This is a genomic window from Streptomyces achromogenes subsp. achromogenes, from assembly GCF_000720835.1.
Classification (GTDB): domain Bacteria; phylum Actinomycetota; class Actinomycetes; order Streptomycetales; family Streptomycetaceae; genus Streptomyces; species Streptomyces achromogenes.
Genome location: NZ_JODT01000017.1, coordinates 159,898 through 179,077, shown reverse-complemented (window position 1 = coordinate 179,077; position 19,180 = coordinate 159,898). Strand labels below are relative to the sequence as shown.

Genomic DNA, 19,180 nt, shown 5'->3' with positions numbered 1-19,180 from the left:
TTCCGACCGGGGAGGGTGTGTGGCTCAGCAGGACCGAGCTGTCCGGACCCGGGGCGCCGTGCTGCGGGCCGCGGCAGCGGTCTTCGCCGAGCGCGGCTACGCGGCCGCCACCATCTCCGAGATCCTCAAGCGGGCCGGAGTGACCAAGGGCGCCCTGTACTTCCACTTCGACTCCAAGGCGGCCCTCGCCCAAGGGGTGTTACAGGAACAGCTGACGCCCCAGTACCACCTGCCGCGCGAGCTGAAGTTACAGGAGTGGGTGGACGCGGGCATGACCCTGGCCAGGCGGCTGCCCCGGGAACCCTTCCTGCTCGCCGGCGTCCGGATCTCCGCCGACCGGCCCGGCCGTGACGTGCTCGGCAGCGCCTGGCCGGCCTGGGCACGGCTGACCTCGCACGTGCTCACCGAGGCCAAGAAGCGGGGCGAGGTGCTGCCGCACGTGGTGCCCGAGGAAACCGCCCAGGTGTTCCTCGGCGCCTGGGTGGGCGCGCAGTTCGTCTCGCAGACCATGGCCGACTGGGCGGACCTGGACGACCGCACGGCCGCGCTGTACAGCCACCTCCTCGCCGCGATCGCGGCCCCGCCCGTCCTCACCCGGCTGGACACCGCGCCCGACCGCGGCGCCCGGGTGATCGCCGAGGCCCGGCGGCGGTCCGGGGACCTGGCGGGCATCGCCTGCTGACCCAGCCGCGCGCCCCGCCTGGCAAACCATATGGATGGTTTGTTCCGGGGCCCGGCTCGGCACACCCGTCACCCGAGGCCGGCGAGGAACCCCTCCAGCAGCTCGTGCAGGATCTCCGGCCGTTCCATGTGCAGATCGTGCCCGGTGCCGGGGACGCTCACCGCCACGGTCGGCGGCCGCCGCGCGAGCATCGCGTCGATGTCCGCCCCCGGGATCAGGCTCGACCGGGCGAATACGGCCAGGGTGGGACAGCCGACCCGCCGCCACGCGGGCAGGGCGGAACGCCGGGCGGTCTGCGCCAGCGCGGCGACCATCACGTCCCGGTCGAACCGGGGGCGCCAGCCGTCCGCGTGGCGCTCCAGGCCGGCCGCCCAGCCCTCGCCCACCGGGCCACCGCCGAAGAAGGAGACCGCCGCCGCGCGGGAGGGGAACGGCACCGGCCACGAGTCCAGCCACGCACCGATGGTCAGGGGGGCGCGGGGGTCGGGGTCGCGGGGTGCGGCCTCGACCAGGACGAGCGCGCGGACCAGCCCGGGGTGGGCGGCGGCGGTCAGCAGCGCCGTGTGACCGCCCAGCGACTGCCCGACCAGCACGGGCCGGTCCAGCCCCAGCCGCGCGGCGACCGCCACCACGTCCGCCACGAAGGCCGCGCGCGAGACATCGCCGGGGCGCCGCTCGCTCGCGCCGTGCCCGCGCTGGTCGACCGCCACCACCCGGTGCCGTCCCGACAGCCTCTCCGCCAGGGCGTCCCATTCACCGGCGTGGCCGGCCAGCCCGTGCAACAGCACCACGGCGGGCCCCGGACCGCCCACGTCCCGGCAGACCAGCCGGACCCCGCCCCGGACCACCACCCGCTCCGCCCACTCCACAACAGGCTCCTTCCACACCGCCGTTCACCACTCCGACCCGCCGGCCGGCCCTGCTTGTCACTCGGGCATGGCGGTGGGGTCCGGGCCGGTCGGTCTCCGGCCGGGCGGTGAGTTTCGGGTTGGTGGCTCCGGTCTGGCGGTGGGTTGTGGGTTGGTGGCTCCGGCCGGGCGGCAGGTTCTGGGTTGGTCGGTCTCCGGCCGGGCGGTGGGGCGCCGGTCAGTGCGGGCCGGGCAGTGGGGCCTTCCGCTCGTCGCTCCGGGCCGGGCGCAGGGTCTCCCCTTCGCCCGGCCCGGCCGGGCGGTGGGACGCCCGGTGCGTCAGCCCCGGCCAAGCGGCGGGCCCCGTTCGGCAGTCCCGACTGGGTGGTGGGTCCCTCCGCTCGTCACCTCCGGCCCGGCGGCGGGACCCCCTGTCCCAGCCGGTCCCTCACCAGGTGTCCGCCCGCTTCACGGCTGTCCGCCGCGTTCCAGCGGGATGCGCTCGCCGGCCTCCACCGCCACCGGCAGCCGGTTCTCGGCGGGCGGGAGCGGGCAGGTCGCCAGGTCGGTGTAGGCGCACGGCAGGTTCCCGGCGCGGTTGAAGTCGAGCGTGACCGTACCGTCGGGGCCCGGCGCATCGATGTACAGCGAGCGGTTCGCCGCGTACGTCGTCACGCCCGAGGTGGCGTCCGTGAAGAGCACCATGAGACCGCCGGGACCGCTGCCGTTGAACGCGGTGAGCCGGTGCCGCGCGCCGGCCAGCTCGAACTCGACCTCGCCGGGGGAGTCGTAGACGTGCTCCAGCCCCTCCACGGCGGCGCCGACGGTGACCGGCCGCGGTTCGTCGTAGGGCAGGAAACGGCCGGTGACGACCCAGCGCGGGTCCGGGGCGTAGACGGGGGTGTGACGGAACGCGGTGCGCAGCGGGTTGCCGGGGTGGCGGGGCCGCAGGATGTCGTGGCCGCCGCGCCGGGCGACTTCGAGCCGGGCCTCACCCCAGTCGGCGTACCGGCTCTCCCGCTCGGGGACGGCCCCGAACGCGTACCGGCCGCGCACCACCGTGCCGTTCACGGTCAGCTCCTCGCCCTCGGCCAGTTCGACCACCACTCCGTCCCCGGTCGCCGACCATACGCCGGGGGCGTCGTCGAACCGGGCCGGTTCCGGGCCCAGCCAGTGCAGGCCGGTGATGGCGAGGAAGCCGTGCGGTCCGGCCAGCACCTCCTCCTTGGCCCGGTGCCACTCCTCCCACTCCTTGACGAAGGCCAACCGGTCGATGTCCTGGACGGTCATGTCCACTCCCTCACGTCGGTGTTGCCGGTCGAGTCCCGCGTCCGCTTCAACGACCGCGCCCCGGCCGTTCATCCCGGCCACGGCACCGTATGTCAGGGGCATATACCGGCACTTCGACCGTTCTGCCCCGGGCCGGGGCCGTCCGATGAGGGGATCTGTGCGGCCGGTCACTAGGATGTGTCACCAAGACAACCATGCGACCGGCCCGTTCCATGCGTGCCGGTCGGGGTCGCCGATGCCAGGGACCGCTCCCCGGGCTGCGGTGATCTTCCTTCCCAGGAGGACCCTCCGCATGTTCCGACGAATAGGCAACGCCGTCGTCCGTCATCCCATTTGGACGATCGTGGCGTGGCTGATCGCCGCGGTGGCGATAGTCGCCACCGCCCCGAGCCTGCCCTCGAACAGTGACGAGAGCAGTTTCCTACCCAAGAGTTACGAGTCCATCAAAGCGGCGGATCTCCAGCAGAAGGCGTTCCCCAGCGCCTTCACCCCGTCCGCGATCGCGCTCTACCAGCGCACCGACGGCGGCAAGCTCACCGCCGCCGACCAGAAGGATGTCGCCCGGATCACCACCGAGCTGGGCAAGAAGCACATCGACCAGGTCCAGAAGGTCGTCCCCGGCCCGCCGTCGAAGGACGGCAAGTACACCATGACCCTGGTGCAGATGGACAGCAAGAACGCCGGTCAGCCCAAACAGGCCGACGCGGCGAAGGAGTTGCGCGAACAGGCCAAGGAACTGGCCAAGGGCACGCATCTCGACGTCAAGCTCGGCGGTTCCGCGGCGCAGGCACTCGACCAGCAGGACTCGTCCAAGCGCGGTGAGGCGCTGATCGGTATCGGCACCTTCGTCATCATCCTGGTGACCCTGCTGATCATCTTCCGGGCGCCGATTCTCGCCGTACTGCCCCTGGTGCTGATCGGCCTGGTGTCCGCCGTCGCCAACGGCCTGATCGCCTACGCCACCAAGCTGTTCGGCCTCCAGGCCAACAGCTCGATCTCCTCGATCCTCATCGTCGTGCTGTTCGGCGTCGGCACCGACTACTTCCTGTTCCTGATCTTCCGCTACCGCGAGAGTCTGCGCGCCGGGGACGAACCCAAACAGGCCATGATCAACGCGGTGGACCGGGTCGGCGAGGCCATCGCCTCGGCGGCCGGAGCGGTCATCATCGCCTTCCTCGCCCTGGTGCTGTCCACGCTGGGCTTCCTGAAGCAGATGGGCCCGGCGCTCGCCATCGCGGTCGGCGCCACCCTGGTCGCCGGCCTGACCCTGATCCCCGCCGTGGTCTCGCTGATCGGGCCCAAGGTCTTCTGGCCGTCGAAGTCCTGGCAGAAGGAGCCGCAGAACGCCCGCTTCGCCGCCCTCGGCCGCGGTGTCCAGCGCCGCCCGGCGCTGACCGCCATCGTCTCCGGGCTCGTCCTGCTGGTCCTGTCCATCGGCACCCTCGGCTACAAGGCCACCTTCGACCTGGCCTCGGGCTCCATGCCCAAGACCAAGGAGTCCATGGTCGTCCAGGACGAGATGCAGAAGGCGTACTCGGCGGGCGCCGCGGCCCCCACCGACGTCTATCTGTCCAGCACCGACGGCAAGCAGCTGGACGGGTCCCGGTTCAAGGAGTACGCGCGGAAGCTGGGCGAGGTGGACGGCGTCGCCAGCGCCCGTATGACCCAGCTCAACAAGGAGGGCACCACCGCCGACTTCACCGTCACGCTGAAGTACGAGGCGTCGACGGACAAGGCGATCGACGCCGTGGGCCGGGTCCGCGACGTCGCCCACTCGGCGGCGCCCGACGGCACCGAGGCGGTCGTCGGAGGCATGTCCTCGATCTACAAGGACATCGACGCGGCGGTCAACCACGACTACCGGACGGTCTTCCCGGTCGCCGCACTCCTCATCATGATCATCCTGGGGCTGCTGCTGCGCAGTGTGGTCGCCCCCTGGTACCTGATCGCCTCCGTGGGCCTCGGCTTCGGCGCCACCCTCGGCGCCACCGTGTGGATCTTCCAGGACGCACAGGGTCACTCGGGTCTGATGTTCATGCTGCCGGTGATCATGTACCTCTTCGTGGTCGCGATCGGCACCGACTACAACATCCTCATGATCGCCCGGCTGCGTGAGGAGGCCCGCGAGGGCCGGAATCCGCGCGAGGCGGCCGGCATGGCCCTCCGGCACGCCGGGCCGACCGTGGCCGCGGCGGGCTTCATCCTGGCGGCGACCTTCGCCACGATGATGCTGGCGGGCAACTCGCTGCTGTCGGAGATGGGCTTCGCGGTCTCCTTCGGCATCGTGGTGGCCGCGTTCGTCATGGCGATGTTCTTCACCCCGAGCCTCACGGCCCTGATCGGCCATGCCGCGTGGTGGCCGGGCCACGGGGACCGGGCCAAGACGCCGGGTGCCGGGGCCGCCGGTTCCGGCACGGTCCGGCACGCCGAGGACCGGGACACCACCGCCCACGATCCGGCGGGCCGCCGCGGCTAGCGGCAACCGCGACGAGAGACGAGTCCTGCCGGGCCGCTTGGCCCGGCAGGACTTTTTTCATGCCGCGTGCATGCTGCCGCCCGACCGGTCACCGGTGACGGCGGCGGCCGGGGAGTGACGGTGGCGGGGGCGCGGTAGGGCGAGGCGGGCAGGCCGGGGCGGGGCGTTCGGGTGCGGCGGTTTCGGCGGGCCGTGCCCTGACGGCCCGTACGGAGGTGCCCTCGGACCCGGTTCCGGGCGTCGCGGGTCGCCGCTCGGGTCGTAGCCGTCGGCCACGGCTCGTCCCACCGGCGCGGGGGCCTACGGTCCGCCCGGGGGCCTACGGCGACGAGCGGAACGAAGTGATGCGGGCGGGCGCCCGTCACACCCCCGCCGCGGTCGGCCGGACGGCGATCGCGTCGACCTCGAACAGCATGCCGGGCAGCGCGAGGGAGGCCACGCCGCTCAGTGTCTGGGCCGGCAGCCGGTCCCCGAAGCGCGCGGGCAGGGCCTTGCCGAGGACCTCCAGCTTCGCGGCGTCGTGGTCGACGACGAACGTGCCGAGCCGGACGACGTGTTCGTACCCGAGCCCCTCCGCCTCCAGGGCCAGCCGCAACCGGTCGAAGGCCAGCTCGACCTGTGTGGCGAAGTCACCGGGCACCGGGGCGCCGGTGGCGTCGGAGGCGTACTGGCCCGCGATGAAGACGAGCGCACCGGGCGCCGAGACGGCGTGGCTGTAGCCGAACGGGGTCGGATCGTGCAGGGTGGCCGGGTTGGTGATGGTGCGCACGTCGCGGGCCATGGATGGGGCTTCCTTCCGTCGGGCACGGCCGCCCCGGCACAGAGGGGTACGCCGCACGCGGTACGAGGGCGGCGGTCGCCTCCCGCCTCCCCAACACCCGCCGGTCACCGGCCATTCCACGCTCCCCGACGGACGCCTGCTCCCTCCGTTCCGGCGGCCGGCCGGTGCCGCGTGAACGCGTGCCACATGCTCGTGTGAGCCCTGTACGCGCCCCCCGCCGCGCGAGAAGACTGCGCTGTCGGCGGGCAGGTGGCCGCCCGCCGTACGCCCCCCGTCCCGAGCCCCAGGACGTCCCGCGTCCCGAGCCCAGAAAGGCAGGTCGGCCGCTGTGCTGTTGCGTCTGCCCACGTCCGTACCGGAAGCCCAGCAGTGCCTCGCCGACGGGGCCGTGCCGATCGGCGGGGCGACGCTCGTCTGGGCGACCTGGCAGCGCGACGGATTCCCCGCACTCGCGGTGTCGCTGCGGGAGGTGCCCGAGGCGAACGCCGCCGGGCGGGAGACCCTGGGCGGCGCCGTGCTGCTGCACCGGATCGACGCGACCGTGCCGGACGTCCTGCGGCTGGCCGCCGCCACGATCGGCACCGGCGCCGTGCGGCGGACCGCGACGGTCGGCGGCAACATCGTCGGCAGCACGCTGCGCTGTCTGCTGCCGCCCGCCCTCGCCCTGGACGCCCGGGCCACGGTCCTGGAGCCCGACGGCGTCCGCGAGGCGGACCTGGCGGAGGTGGTCGCCAAACGTCCCGTGCTGCTCGGTCTGCGCTGGCGCACGCCCCTCGCCTCGGCCTACCGCAAGCTGCCCGCCGAGCCCGGCGGACAGCCGCCCCTCGTCGTGGCCTCGGCCCTGCACACCGAGGACGGTGAGCGGCGCCGCCTGCGCGTCGCCGTACGGGACGGCTACGACGTACTGACCGGCACCACCCGGTGCGACACCGGTGCCGAGGACGCCCTCGACGCCCTGCGCGACACGGCCCTCGGTGACCTGCCGGCCACCGCGTGGGAGGCCGTCCGCCCACAGGTCACCGGCCTGCTGGAAGGCAGCGGGCAGAACTGAGGCGCGTCCCGGAGGCGGTGGCGCGGGGCCGGCGGCGTGCCACAGTGGCGGTATGGCGACACGGGCGGACCTGGCGACACAGGCGGATCTGGCGGTGCTGGTCGGGCTGCAGGCCTCCGGGAAGTCCACGTTCTACGCGCGGTGCCTGTCGGACCGGTACGAGCTGGTCGGCAAGGACCTGTTCCCGCGCGGGGCGAGGAACAAGCAGGCCCGGCAGATGCGGCTGGTCGCGGAACACCTGGCGGCGGGCCGGCCCGTGGCCGTGGACAACACCAACCCGTCGCCGCAGGAGTGGGCCCCGCTGGTGGCGGCGGCCCGGGCCCTCGGGGCCACCGTCACGGCCTACTGGTTCCCGCCGGACGTGCCGGGCTCCCTGCGCCGCAACGCCGCCCGCGAGGGCCGCGCCCGGGTCCCCGACGTCGGCGTCCTGGCCACCCTCGAGCGACTGCGCCGGCCCTCGGTGGCGGACGGGTTCGACGCGGTGTACGAGGTGCGGTTCGACGGCCGGGGCGGCTTCGACGTACGCCCCTGAGCCGGCCGTAAGACCATCCGCCGCTGCCGTGTCGCGGCCGGTCGCCAGAGCGCCCGGGCACGGAAAGTACAAGATCGGCACGGGGTTCCGGTTTCGGCGCCCGGCGGGATACCCCTGGAAGGGGGCGGCCCCGGCCGGGGCCGCCCGCGAGGAAGGAGCCCAGCCGTGGACGGATGGTATGTGGACGACCGCTGCACGAACTGCGATGTGGCCCGGCAGTTCGCGCCCGAGCTGATCGGCGAGGCCGACGGGAAGTCGCGGATCCTGCGCCCGCCCGCCGACGAGGTGGAGAACCGGCGCCTGCACGCGGCGGTCTTCGCCTGCCACACCCGCTCGATCCGGCCGGCGACCGGCCGCGTGGACCCCTCACTGGACCCGTTCCCGCTGGCCCTGGACGACGGCGTGCTGATCTGCGGCCACAACTCGACCCACACCGCCGGCGCCAACTCGTACCTGCTGCTGCGGCCGTCCGGCACCCGGATGATGATCGACACCCCGCGCTGGAGCCGTGAACTCGCCGAGCGCTACACGGCCGGCGGCCCCGTCACCGATGTGCTGCTCACCCATCGCGACCACGCCGCGCACGGCCGTCGCTACGCCGACCACTTCGGTGCCCGGCTGTGGATCCACGAGGGCGACCTGGACGCGGCGCCGGACGCGGACCAGGTGATCCGCGGACTGCAACCACGGGAGATCGCCGAGGGCGTCACCGTCCACCCCCTGCCCGGACACACCCGGGGCAGCGTCCTGTACCTCGCCGACGACCGGTACTGCTTCAGCGGCGACAGCTTCTACTGGTCGCGGACGACCGGGGACCTGGAAGTCGCCGACAGCGTGACCTGGCACTCCATCGAGGAACTGGCCGCGTCCCTGGCCAGGACGGCGGACCGGCTGCGGTTCGAATGGGTGCTGCCGGGGCACGGGGACCGGCGCCGGCTGCCGGCCGAGGAGATGTCCCGCCGACTGCACGGCCTGGCCGGACGCACCCGCCTGCTGCGGCCCCGGCCGGTCGACTTCACGGCGGTGCGCTGGTAGGCGGCCGAGCGTCCGCGCCGCCGGATCTGCCGGGCCGTCGACGGGATGAGGTCCGACGGCCCGGCAGATCACGGTCCATGCCCAGTGCGGTGTGGCCGTCAGCGCCATTCGGCCGGAAGACCGCTCAACTGCGCCACGATGTCCCACTCGGCCGGCCTCGCCTCGGGTACGGTCCATGGCGCTGCGATGCCCATGCCCACCCAGTAGCCGCGCAGGGTGTGGATCCACCGAAGCTTCTGGTCATCGCCTCCGTACCCTGGGCCCCGAGCAGTCCTCTGGGGCCGGTCACCTGCGAGTGTCCCGGCTGCCGGTGGCGACCGCGCACGCCGGGTAAGAGCGCGGTTACGCCCCGATGACGGGCAGGGTCGAGGTGACCGGTAGAGGACAGTCCGCTTTCGGTCATTGCACGGGCCATGCATCGTACATATGGTCTTGGGCGGCACCGGAAATTCGGTACATGCCAAGAAGTCTCCTGTCAGCGGGCACTTGCTTCGGACGGACTCGGAGGACAAGCGGCGTGGTCAGCGTTCTGATAGATCAGAATGAGCGTTTCCTGGATATTCTGGAGCGGCTGAGCTCGAAGTCGGTCGAGGATTACTACAATCCGTACAAGCTCTTCGAGTGGCCGGACCAACTTCCCGAGAACATGTGGTGGATGAGCCCCGAGCTCACCACCACGTACGGAACGGCCGCGGCCGAAAGGCTGACGCAGGAACAGCTCTACGCGCTGTCCCGCTACGAGAGCATCAACTTCTACAGCCTCAACGTCCACGGAATCCGTGAACTTCTCATCGAAGTGACCAAGAGGATCCACACCTCGGGGTTCGAGACCCCGTCCGAGTTCTTCCACCACTTCATCGGTGAGGAGAACGAGCACATGTGGTTCTTCGCCGAGTTCTGCCTGCGCTACGGCAAGAAGATCTACCGCCAGCCCGCGGGCGCGAGCGTGGAGATACCCCGCTCGGACGTGGAGAGCCTGCTGGTGTTCGCCCGCATCCTCATCTTCGAGGAGCTGGTCGACCACTTCAACTCCAAGATGGCCCTGGACACCCGCCTGCACGAGACGATCCGGGCCATCAACCGGATCCACCACCAGGACGAGTCCCGGCACATCGCCTTCGGCCGGGAACTGGTCTCGGCCCTGTTCACCGAGGTCAAGAAGAACTCGACCGAGCGGGAACTGGCCGATGTGTCCGCCTACATCAAGCGGTACATGACGTACAGCTTCGAGTCGCTCTTCAACCCGCAGGTGTACCGGGACGCGGGCGTGGAGAAGCCGCAGGAGCTGCGCCGGGAACTGCTCCAGGCGCCGACCCGGGAGAAGTTCGAGCAGAGCGTCTTCCGCAAGACCACCAAGTTCCTCCAGAAGGCGGGAATCCTCTGATGCCGCCCACCGCACGGTTCGACCTGGGCACCGGCGACGCGCTGGTCATCCTCCCGCCGGACCAGACGGAACTCCTCAGGGAACTGGACGCCGTCTTCTCCGGCTGGGGGCGCGCGGCGGGCGCCCGTGAGATCCTCCCGCCACCGGTCTACCCGGTCCGGGACCTGGAGAAGTTCGATGTCTACACGAACTTCCCCCACCTCGCCCTGGTAGGGGCCGGCCTCGACCTCGACACGGGCTCCGGCAAGCCCTCGGACGGCGGGTTCGCCCCCGAGAGCCTGCTCGGGGCGCGGCTCGGACTCCCGCACGCCACCTGCTACGGCGCCTACCTGTTCCACGAGAACACCCACGTCCCCGACGGGACTTTGATCACCCTGGTCAACCGGTGCTTCCGCAACGAGGAGCACTACGGCGGACTGCGCCGGCTGCTGAGCTTCCAGATGCGGGAGATCGTCGCGCTGGGCTCCTACGAGCACACCCAGGACACCATCGCCCGGTTCACCGAACGGATCCTGGAGTTCTCCCGGGCCCTGTCCCTCGGCCTGGAGAAGGAGGCCGCGACGGACCCGTTCTTCGAGAACAACGGCGCGCGCGCCCTGCTGTCGAGGCTCAGCCCCGTGAAGTACGAGTTCCAGGCGGGCGAACTGGCCATCGCCTCGGTCAACACGCACCGCAACTTCTTCGGCGAACGGTGCGACATCCGCCGCGAGGGCAGCGACGAACACGCCTTCACCAGCTGTGTCGCCTTCGGTCTGGAGCGCTGGCTGGCGGTCCTGCTGGACCGGCACGACGGCGACGCGCACCGGGCGCTGGAAGCCGTCCGGGCGGCAGCCGAACAGGTCTCCTGACATGCCGCCGGGGCGAGTCGGGATCGATCTGGTCCCCTTCGCCCGGGTGAGCCGGCTCCTGACGCCGGAGGCGGAACCCGTCCTCCCCCGCATGCTCTCGCAGGAGGAACTCGGGCTCTGCGTCACGCGGACCGGGCCGGACATTCCGGGAATCGCCGGGCGGCTGGCCGCCAAGGAGGCCGTCTTCAAACTGTTCCACGCGGCCGGGCAGCCCATGCCGTGGCTCGGCATCGAAATCCTGAAGGAGAACGGCGGGCGGCCCGTGGTGAGGCTGAGCGGCCGCGCCGCACGACTGGCGCGGGACGCCCGTGTCGGACACATCGAAGTGAGCATCGCGCACGACGATCCCTTCGCCGTGGCGGTCGCCTTCTGCGACACAGCCACGGAAAGGGAAGCACATCAACTCGAATCGGCTTACAACGACTGAGGAGTTGCAATGGCTTCCGCAGGCATCGAGGAAATACGTTCGTGGATTCTGGGCCGGCACCCGGAACGGGATGACGTCGCGCCGGACGAGAACCTCATCGAGAGCCGCCTGGTCGACTCGCTGTCCTTCGTCGAACTCGTCTACGCGATCGAGGAGGCCAGCGGCGCCGAGATCGACTTCGACAACATCGACATTCGCGATTTCCAGACCCTCTCCTCCATCGAGAAGGCGTTTTTCGCGGCGGTCTGACTTCTTACGGAGGTAAGGGACGTGGAAGCTGTTTCGTATACGGCCCAGTGGACGGCGGCCGCTCGCGCCCTGGAGTCGGAGCGCACCGGGGACGCCATGTTCGAGGACCCCTTCGCCCGCGCGCTGGCGGCGCCGCGCGGCTTCGAACTGCTCGACAAGTACGGCGGTGGGGGACTGGTCCCGTTCATCGCGATCCGCACCAGGTACTTCGACGACAGCGTCGAGACCGTGCTGCGGGACGGTGACGTGAGGCAGGTGGTCCTCGTGGCCGCCGGAATGGACACCCGGGCGTTCCGCCTGACGTGGCCGGCGGGCACGACGGTGTACGAGATCGACCACGAGGCCCTCGTGGAGGAGAAGCGCGCCCGCCTCGCCCGGCTGGGCGCCGAGGCCGCCGTCGAGCGGGTGGAGGTGAAGGCCGACCTCGCCCAGGACTGGCTGCCCGCGCTGAAGCGGGCCGGCTTCGACCCGGCCAGGCCGACGCTGTGGATCGCCGAGGGCCTGATGTTCTTCCTCACCGAGGAACAGGTCGTCCACCTGCTGCGCACCCTCGGCTCGGCCTCCGCCCCCGGCAGCTGGCTGGCCGTGGACTTCGTCAGCAAGGCGCTGCTGCGGAGCCCGTTCTCCCAGTCGTTCCTCAAGGGGCTCAAGGAAGACGGCACCCCCTGGCTGTTCGGGACCGACGAACCGGAGGACTTCCTGGCCGCCTCGGGCTGGAAGGTACGGGACCTGCGCGAGCCCGGCGACCCCGGCGCCGGCGAGGGCCGCTGGCCGTACGAGGTGCAGCCGCGCGACCGCCGGGGCGTGGCCCGCAGCTGGCTCGTCCGGGCCGAGTACGCGGGCAGCTGAGGAGGCCGGGTGAGCACCGCGACGACGCTGGAGAGGATCGAGTCGTTCCTCCCCGAACGCAGCGTCCGGATCGACGACGTGGCCGCGAGCCTCGGGCTCAGACGCGCCGAGGTGGGCGTCTTCCGCAAGATCTACGGACTGGACCGGCTCCGCTTCGACCCGGACACCGGCCTGTTCGACCTGGTGCTCCCGGCGGCGCGCCGCGCGCTGGCGGCACTTCCCGAGGGACGCAGGATCGAGTACGTCATCTACGCGCACACCGTGCAGGCCGTCGCCCCGCCGCACGTCGACACCGCGGCGACGATCCGCGAGGGCCTCGGGCTGCACGACGCGGAGGCCTTCGCGCTGACCCACCAGGCGTGCGTCAGCAGCCTGGGCGCGATCGACCTGGCGGGCGAACTGCTGCGCGCCGAGGCGCCCGAGGGGGCGTACGCGCTGATGGTCACCGGCGAGCGGGCGTACTCGCCGAAGGTGCAGCTCATCCCCAACAGCGCCATCATGGCCGACGCGGCGGCGGCCTGCCTGGTGACCGTGGGCGGCCCCGGCGACGAGGTGCTGTCCTTCGTGACCCGCACGCTCGGCGAGTACGCCGCCGGCCTGGAGATGACGAAGGAGGAGACACAGGGGTTCGGACAGGTCTACGGCACCGTGCTCGGCGAGGTGATCAACGAGGCCGTGAACGCGGCGGGACTCTCCTTCGACGACGTCGACCTGGTGATCCCGCACAACGTGAACATGGTCTCCTGGCGCCAGACGATCAAGGAGATGGGGGCCACCCCGGAGAAGTTCTTCCTGGACAACGTCGCGCACTACAGCCACACCTACGCCTCCGACGTCTTCGTCAACTACACCACGCTGCGCGACCAGGACCGCCTGGCCGACGGCCGGTACTACGTCCTGGTCTCCGTCGGCCTCGGCGCCACCTTCGGCGCCATGGTGATCAGGCACAGGAAGCGGTGAACTCGATGTCCTTCGACGACGGCTACACCGCGGGCCTGAAAGCGGCGCTCACCGGCGACCGGGACGCCCGGTTCGTATGGCTGTGCAACTTCGAGGTGGAGAACCAGTGGGCGCGCTCCTACACCGGGCTCCCCGCGGCGCGGGGCTCGGCCACGGCCGCCACCGTGCAGCGCATGGAGGAACTGGGCGCCCTCCTGGCCGAGCCCACCGACTACCTGCTCCTGGACCGCCCGCTGGACGAGGGCTACCGCGGCTACGCCGAGAAGACGGGCCTGGGAGCCCCCACCGAACTGGTCACGGCCGCGCCCGCCGCGGCCGGCGGCACCGGCGCGGCCGTGCTGGACTCCCCGGAACTCCTGGAGCGGCTGCGCCGGATCGCCCGGGACGGCGCCTACCTGATGCCCATGGGCAACTCCGCCCAGGAGGAACGCATCGGCGCACTGACCGGGCTGCGCCCCGCGGTGCCCGACGCCGCCACCTACGAACGCGTCAACAGCAAGATCTACAGCCGGCGCGTGGCCGAGGAACTGGGCCTGCGCACCATCCCCGGCCACTGCTGCGAGACGGTGGGGCAGCTGCGGCACGCGCTCGACGAGCAACTGGGCGAGGACCGGCCGGTGATCGTCAAGGACGCCTACGGAGTCTCGGGCAAGGGCCTGCTGGTCCTGGACAGCCGCAGGAAAGCCGACCGGCTGCTGCGCATGGTCGAGCGCAGGGCCGCGAACCGCGGTGACGACGCGCTGCACGTCGTCGTGGAGGCGTTCCTGCCCAAACGTTTCGACCTCAACTACCAGTTCACCGTCGACCGCCGCGGCCGGGTGCGCCTGGACTTCGTCAAGCAGGCCCTCACCGCCGGCGGTGTGCACCTCGGCCACGTCATGCCCGCCGACCTCACCCCGGCCCAGCAGGACGAGCTGGCGACGGCCGCCGTGGCACTGGGCGGACGCCTGTACGCGGACGGCTTCTTCGGCGTCGTCGGCGTGGACGCCCTGCTGGGGGCCGACGACCTGGTCTACCCGGTCCTGGAGATCAACGCCCGGCTGAACATGTCCAGTTACCAGGGACGGATCACCGAGCGCTTCGGCCGCCCCGGGGGAGCCGCACTGGCCAGGCACTACCCGCTGCGGCTCGCCGCACCCCTGCCGTTCGAGGCGGTCACCGACGCGCTCGGCGCCCTCGCCGAACCGCCCCACGACGGGGAAGGACTCGTCATCACCTGCTTCGGGACGGTCAACGCCCAGGCCGGCGACGCGCTCGCCGGCCCACCGACCACGCCGGCCCCCCACTTCAACGGCCGGCTCTACACCATGCTGTTCGCCGGGGACCGCGAGGGACTCGACGCGCTGGACCGCCGGGTCGAGGCCGCGCTCGACCGACTGAACACAGCCGGGAGGACGCCATGAGCAGTCGGGAACTCCACGTACAGGGCATACCGGTGTCACGGATCGCGGAGGAGTTCGGCACCCCGCTGTTCCTCTACGACGCCGACGTACTGCACTCCGTGTACACCTCGCTGAGGGAGCGGCTGCACCCCGCCGTCGACATCTTCTACTCCCTCAAGGCCAACCCCAACATCAGCGTGTGCGGCTACCTCGCCTCGCTGGGCGCCGGGGCCGAGATCTCCTCGATGGTGGAGCTGATGACGGTGCGGCGGGCCGGCATCGCGCCCGAGAACGTCATCTTCCTGGGACCGGGCAAGACCCGGGCCGAGCTGGAGGCGTGCGTCACCGCCGGCATCCACGCGGTGGTGTGCGAGTCCCTGGAGGAGGTCAGGCTCCTGGAGGAGATTGCGGCCGGGCTGGGACGCGACGACGTCACGGCGCTGCTGCGCATCAACCCCGACTTCCACACCAAGGGCTCCGGCCTCGCCATGGGCGGCAAGCCGCGGCAGTTCGGCATCGACGCCGACACACTGCGCGGCTCCCGGGAGCTGATCGCCTCCCTGCGCCGGGTACGGGTGCGCGGCTTCCACGCGTACATGGGGACGCGCTTCCTCAACGCCGACGACCTCGTGCACAACACCCGCGAGATCCTCGCCCTGGCGGCCGAGCTGTCGGAGCGGCTGGGCATCGTCCCCGAGACCGTGGACTTCGGCGGCGGATTCGGCATCGCCTACTTCGACAACGAGAAGAGCCTCGACATCGAGACCACGGTCGCCGGCATCAACGAGGCCGTCGCCGCCTTCACCGCCACGTACCCGCGCTGCCGCCTGATCAACGAGCTGGGGCGCTACCTCGTCGCGGCCTGCGGCACCTACGTGGTGCGCGCGCTGTACGTCAAGGAGTCCCTGGGCGAGAAGTTCGTGATCGCCGACGGGGGCACCAACCACCACATGGCCGCGGTGGGCATCGGCAGCTTCGTCAAGCGCAACTTCCCGATCCGGTCGTTGAGCCGCCACGGCGACGAGGCCGCGGGCACCTACACGGTCACCGGGCCGCTGTGCACCCCCAACGACGTCATCGGCAAGAAGGTCCAGCTGCCGCGGGTCGAGCCCGGCGACCTGATCGGCGTCGAACTCTCCGGCGCCTACGGGCCGACCGCCTCGCCCGGGCTCTTCCTCAGCCACGGGTTCCCCGCGGAGGTCCTCGTGCACGGCGGGAAGGCCCACCTCGTCCGCGAACGGGACCGCAAGGAGGACCTGCTCGACAAGCAGCGCCTCGTGGACTTCACCCGCCACTGAAGGAACCCGGCACCGAAGGAACCCGGCACCGAAGGAGAACATCGGCAATGGAACGTCACGACGTGGTCGCAGCCGTGGAGAAGGCGCTCAGCGAGGTGCTGGAGCAGCCCGTCACCGGCCTGACCGAAGAGGTCCGGCTCTTCGAGGACCTGCACCTGGACTCCACCTCGGTCCTGGAAATGCTGATGGCGCTGGAGGACGCCATCGACGTCTCCGTGGACCCGGAGAACCTCGACATGGACGACTTCAAGTCGGTCGGCACGCTCACCGACTACGTCCTGTCCCAGCAGACCACCAGCGGAGTGTGAGGCGGATCGCGCATGCCGGCCCTCCTTGCGGCCTGCGGGGTGGTGGCACCGCCCCGCAGGTCCCCCGAACCGACCCTGTCGAACCTCTCCTACTACCGTGACCTGGTCGAGCCCTTCGGCCTGGAGGTGGACGAGACGCTGCTGCGCTCCGCGCCCCACGTCAGCCACCGCGACCTGGTCGACCGGCTGGTGGCCGCCCCCCACGTCCGCGACAGCGAGCCCGACCTGGTGATCGTGGCCCACGCGCTGCCGGACATCACCCCGTTCACCGCCATGTCGCCCTACCTGGACCGACTGCTGGGCGGCCGGGCCGTCAACTTCGGCATCCACCAGCAGGGACTGGCCGCGCCGTTCACCGCGCTGCGCGCCGTCTCGGCCTTCCAGCGGGCGGGCCGCTCCCAGCGGGCCGTGCTCGCCGTCCTGGAACAGACCACCCTGCCCACCCCGTTCCCCCTGGTCCACGACAACCACCTGGTCGACTCCGGGGTGCTGCTGGTCCTCGGCACCGGCGGCGGTCCGCGGATCGCCCGCGTGGAGTCCGTCGCGGCGACCGAGTCCGCCGCCGCCCGGCTCGGCGAGCTGACCGCGAAGGACCCCGACGGCACGCTGCTGGTCACCGGCCCCTGGCTGGACCGCGACCCGCTCCGCCAGGACATCCCCGCCTTCCACTGCAACCCGGGCACGTACTGCACCAGCGTCTGGCTCGCCCTGGCCCGGCACTGGACCGACTGGCGGGAGCGCTACGGCACGGTCCTGCTGTGCGACACCGACCCGCTCTCCGGCGGCACCCACATCGCGGTACTGCACTCGGACCGGGCCTCGGGCGCGGCACAGGGGGAGCGATGACGACGACGGACACCACGCTCCCCGCCCCGGTCCTCGGATGGCTGGAGACGTTCGCCGGGGAACTGGACGACTGCCACGAACAGGCCGCGCCGGGCGGCACGGTGCCCTCCCCGGCCGGCTGGACCATCGCCTCCGTACGGCGCCTGCCCGCGGGCACCCCGGTCCCCGGCACCTCGGACACCCTCGCCGCCGTACGCGACGAGCCGGCCGGCGACCGGGCGGCGCAGGTCTTCGGCGACGCGCTGGTGCGGCTGCACTGGCGGCTGCTGCGCGACGTCCTCGACGGCGCCGTCAGCCGCCTCGACGGGCGCACCTCGGAAGGGGCCCCGCTGCTCGGCCGGCAGCTCGTACGGGGCACGATCGCCGATGTGGCCCTCGCCCTGTCCGAGACCCGGGACCTCCTCGGCCTGCCCCGGCCCACCGCCGAGCGCCGCCGCCGGATCCACCGCGACCTGGTCGCCGCCGGCCGCACCGCGCTCGGACTGTACGGCGCGAGCAGCTTCGCGGCCGAGGGACCGGGACGGCTCCTGTACGCGGCCGAACTGCTGGGCAACACCTATCTGCACGCGGGAGAGCCAGAGGAGGGAGCCGGCCGTGAGTGAGCCCCAGCTGCCGCGCCGGACGGAGGTGCTGCGCGCCCACGTCAGGGACGCGGCCGCGGAACTGCGGGACGCCGGCATGGAGATCGACCGCGACCCCACGGCCATCGACCGGTGGCTCCACCTCCCCGCGGCCGGCATCATGCGCCTGAGCACCATCCCCGTGGAGTACCTGGACGCTCCGCTGCGCATCGGCGAGCACACCTACGACCTGCGCTCCTGCCTGGAGCACACCGTCACCATCGAGGAACTGAGCTACGGCGACGCGGGCTTCATGCTCGCCTGCCCCGGCCCCCTGATGTCCGGGGTCGCGGTGGACGCGCTCGGCGACGACAAACAGCGGCACGCCTACTACGAGCAACTGAGCCGCCCCGAGGCGACCTGGACGTTCTTCGGCCTCACCGAGCCCGCGAAGGGTTCCGCGGCCACCGAGCTGGAGACCGCCCTGACCCCCGACGGGGACGGCTTCCGGCTCAGCGGTGCCAAGCGCTACGTGGGCAACGCCGCCTTCGCCCGGCTGGGCGTGGTGTTCTGCCGCCGGGCGCCCGGACCGCTGGGCATCGAGGCCGTACTCGTCGACACCCGCGACCCCGGCTTCCGGGCCGAGCTGATCCCCACCGTCGGGATGCGCGGCGCGCGCATCTCCGCCCTCACGCTCGACGGCGTGCGCATCGAACGCGAGCAGGTCCTCGGCTACGACACGCTCCGGCCCAGCCGCCGCGGGCTGGTGGGCGCCATCCGCACCCTCCAGCGCTTCCGCCCGGTCCTCGCCGGCACCGCCCTGGGCCTGACCCGCGCCGTGCTGGACCACGTACGCCGCGAACGGCCGGCCCTCGCCGGAGCGGCCCGCGCCCGGCTGGAGGACCTGCGGGACCGGCTGGAGGCCACCCGGCGGCAGAACTACGACATCGCGTCCGCGATCGACGCGGGAAAGGTGCGGTCCGACCGCATCGCGGGCGTCAAGACCCGCGCCGCCGAACTGGCCGAACGCGCCACACTCGCCGCCGCCGACCTCCTCGGACCCGCCTCCCTGCTGGAGGACCCGTGGCTCGACAAGCTGTACCGCGACGCGCGGGCCTTCGAGTTCATGGAGGGCACCGGCCACATCCAGCGGCTCGCGGTCTTCCAGGGCGTGGCCAAACACACTTTCCTCGCATGACCCCGGCCCCCGCACCGGGGCGGGAAGGAGACAGGGAGCGAGCCATGTGGATCGGCATCGACGTCATGACCGAGGACGAACTCGGCGACCTGCTCGGCCGGCCCTGGTTCCGCCGTTACGTCTAGCGCGGGGGAGGGGGGCGGCGGCCCCCAAAGCGTATCAATCACACAAAAGAG

Annotated in this window: 21 protein-coding genes; 18 read left to right on the top strand and 3 right to left on the bottom strand. The window is 71.7% G+C overall.

Annotation, left to right across the window (positions count from 1 at the left end; all coding sequences use genetic code 11):
• The first annotated feature begins 19 nt into the window (after window positions 1-19).
• Entirely contained in the window at window positions 20-682 is a 663-nt protein-coding gene (locus IH25_RS0118665; RefSeq protein WP_030611197.1) for a ScbR family autoregulator-binding transcription factor, read from the top strand.
• A gap of 68 nt (window positions 683-750) precedes the next feature.
• Here IH25_RS0118665 and IH25_RS0118660 read toward each other — a convergent pair whose 3' ends face one another.
• Window positions 751-1,551 carry an alpha/beta fold hydrolase gene (locus IH25_RS0118660; RefSeq protein ID WP_030611194.1) on the bottom strand — a complete coding sequence of 267 codons (801 nt, stop codon included), beginning with the start codon at window positions 1,549-1,551 and terminating at the stop codon, window positions 751-753.
• Window positions 1,552-1,998: 447 nt separating this feature from the next.
• On the bottom strand, window positions 1,999-2,820 hold the full coding sequence (locus IH25_RS0118655; protein WP_030611191.1) for a DUF1684 domain-containing protein: 822 nt from the start codon (window positions 2,818-2,820) through the stop codon (window positions 1,999-2,001).
• 292 nt (window positions 2,821-3,112) lie between these two features.
• Here IH25_RS0118655 and IH25_RS0118650 point away from each other — a divergent pair, with 292 nt between their 5' ends.
• Window positions 3,113-5,296, top strand: a complete 2,184-nt coding sequence (locus IH25_RS0118650; RefSeq protein WP_030611189.1) for an MMPL family transporter — start codon at window positions 3,113-3,115, stop codon at window positions 5,294-5,296.
• A gap of 361 nt (window positions 5,297-5,657) precedes the next feature.
• On the opposite strand, the gene IH25_RS0118645 is transcribed toward IH25_RS0118650, so the two are convergent.
• On the bottom strand, window positions 5,658-6,077 hold the full coding sequence (locus IH25_RS0118645; protein ID WP_030611187.1) for a RidA family protein: 420 nt from the start codon (window positions 6,075-6,077) through the stop codon (window positions 5,658-5,660).
• Between the two features lie 328 nt (window positions 6,078-6,405).
• Here IH25_RS0118645 and IH25_RS0118640 point away from each other — a divergent pair, with 328 nt between their 5' ends.
• From IH25_RS0118640 to IH25_RS42825, 16 genes are all read left to right on the top strand, one after another.
• Complete coding sequence (locus tag IH25_RS0118640; protein ID WP_030611186.1) at window positions 6,406-7,128, top strand: FAD binding domain-containing protein; 723 nt, start codon at window positions 6,406-6,408, stop codon at window positions 7,126-7,128.
• Between the two features lie 52 nt (window positions 7,129-7,180).
• A complete protein-coding gene (locus tag IH25_RS0118635; RefSeq protein WP_209445331.1) occupies window positions 7,181-7,660 on the top strand; it encodes an ATP-binding protein in 480 nt (159 codons plus the stop codon).
• A gap of 165 nt (window positions 7,661-7,825) precedes the next feature.
• The gene (locus IH25_RS0118630) at window positions 7,826-8,695 is read left to right on the top strand and encodes an MBL fold metallo-hydrolase (protein ID WP_030611171.1); all 870 of its coding nucleotides are present in this window, start codon (window positions 7,826-7,828) and stop codon (window positions 8,693-8,695) included.
• Window positions 8,696-9,212: 517 nt separating this feature from the next.
• On the top strand, window positions 9,213-10,079 hold the full coding sequence (locus tag IH25_RS0118625; RefSeq protein WP_030611168.1) for a diiron oxygenase: 867 nt from the start codon (window positions 9,213-9,215) through the stop codon (window positions 10,077-10,079).
• Window positions 10,079-10,927 (top strand): class-II aminoacyl-tRNA synthetase family protein, encoded by an 849-nt coding sequence (locus IH25_RS0118620; protein WP_030611165.1) that lies wholly within the window; start codon window positions 10,079-10,081, stop codon window positions 10,925-10,927. Before IH25_RS0118625 ends, IH25_RS0118620 begins: the two co-directional genes overlap by 1 nt.
• 1 nt (window position 10,928) lies before the next feature.
• The gene (locus IH25_RS0118615; RefSeq protein ID WP_030611162.1) at window positions 10,929-11,354 is read left to right on the top strand and encodes a holo-ACP synthase; all 426 of its coding nucleotides are present in this window, start codon (window positions 10,929-10,931) and stop codon (window positions 11,352-11,354) included.
• 9 nt (window positions 11,355-11,363) lie between these two features.
• On the top strand, window positions 11,364-11,603 hold the full coding sequence (locus tag IH25_RS0118610; RefSeq protein WP_030611159.1) for a phosphopantetheine-binding protein: 240 nt from the start codon (window positions 11,364-11,366) through the stop codon (window positions 11,601-11,603).
• 21 nt (window positions 11,604-11,624) lie between these two features.
• Window positions 11,625-12,452, top strand: a complete 828-nt coding sequence (locus IH25_RS0118605; RefSeq protein WP_030611156.1) for a class I SAM-dependent methyltransferase — start codon at window positions 11,625-11,627, stop codon at window positions 12,450-12,452.
• Window positions 12,453-12,461: 9 nt separating this feature from the next.
• Complete coding sequence (locus tag IH25_RS0118600) at window positions 12,462-13,412, top strand: 3-oxoacyl-[acyl-carrier-protein] synthase III C-terminal domain-containing protein (RefSeq protein WP_030611153.1); 951 nt, start codon at window positions 12,462-12,464, stop codon at window positions 13,410-13,412.
• A gap of 5 nt (window positions 13,413-13,417) precedes the next feature.
• Window positions 13,418-14,815 carry a preATP grasp domain-containing protein gene (locus IH25_RS0118595; protein ID WP_030611150.1) on the top strand — a complete coding sequence of 466 codons (1,398 nt, stop codon included), beginning with the start codon at window positions 13,418-13,420 and terminating at the stop codon, window positions 14,813-14,815.
• Complete coding sequence (locus IH25_RS0118590) at window positions 14,812-16,092, top strand: type III PLP-dependent enzyme (protein ID WP_030611147.1); 1,281 nt, start codon at window positions 14,812-14,814, stop codon at window positions 16,090-16,092. Before IH25_RS0118595 ends, IH25_RS0118590 begins: the two co-directional genes overlap by 4 nt.
• Window positions 16,093-16,139: 47 nt before the next feature.
• Window positions 16,140-16,400 (top strand): acyl carrier protein, encoded by a 261-nt coding sequence (locus IH25_RS0118585; RefSeq protein WP_030611144.1) that lies wholly within the window; start codon window positions 16,140-16,142, stop codon window positions 16,398-16,400.
• 12 nt (window positions 16,401-16,412) lie between these two features.
• Complete coding sequence (locus tag IH25_RS0118580; RefSeq protein ID WP_030611141.1) at window positions 16,413-17,246, top strand: hypothetical protein; 834 nt, start codon at window positions 16,413-16,415, stop codon at window positions 17,244-17,246.
• The gene (locus tag IH25_RS0118575; protein WP_030611137.1) at window positions 17,243-17,848 is read left to right on the top strand and encodes a hypothetical protein; all 606 of its coding nucleotides are present in this window, start codon (window positions 17,243-17,245) and stop codon (window positions 17,846-17,848) included. The genes IH25_RS0118580 and IH25_RS0118575 overlap by 4 nt, the downstream gene beginning before the upstream one ends.
• Complete coding sequence (locus IH25_RS0118570) at window positions 17,841-19,004, top strand: acyl-CoA dehydrogenase family protein (protein ID WP_051754011.1); 1,164 nt, start codon at window positions 17,841-17,843, stop codon at window positions 19,002-19,004. Before IH25_RS0118575 ends, IH25_RS0118570 begins: the two co-directional genes overlap by 8 nt.
• Window positions 19,001-19,129: a hypothetical protein gene (locus IH25_RS42825; protein ID WP_280842501.1), complete on the top strand. Its 129-nt coding sequence runs from the start codon at window positions 19,001-19,003 to the stop codon at window positions 19,127-19,129. Before IH25_RS0118570 ends, IH25_RS42825 begins: the two co-directional genes overlap by 4 nt.
• Window positions 19,130-19,180 lie beyond the last annotated feature (51 nt).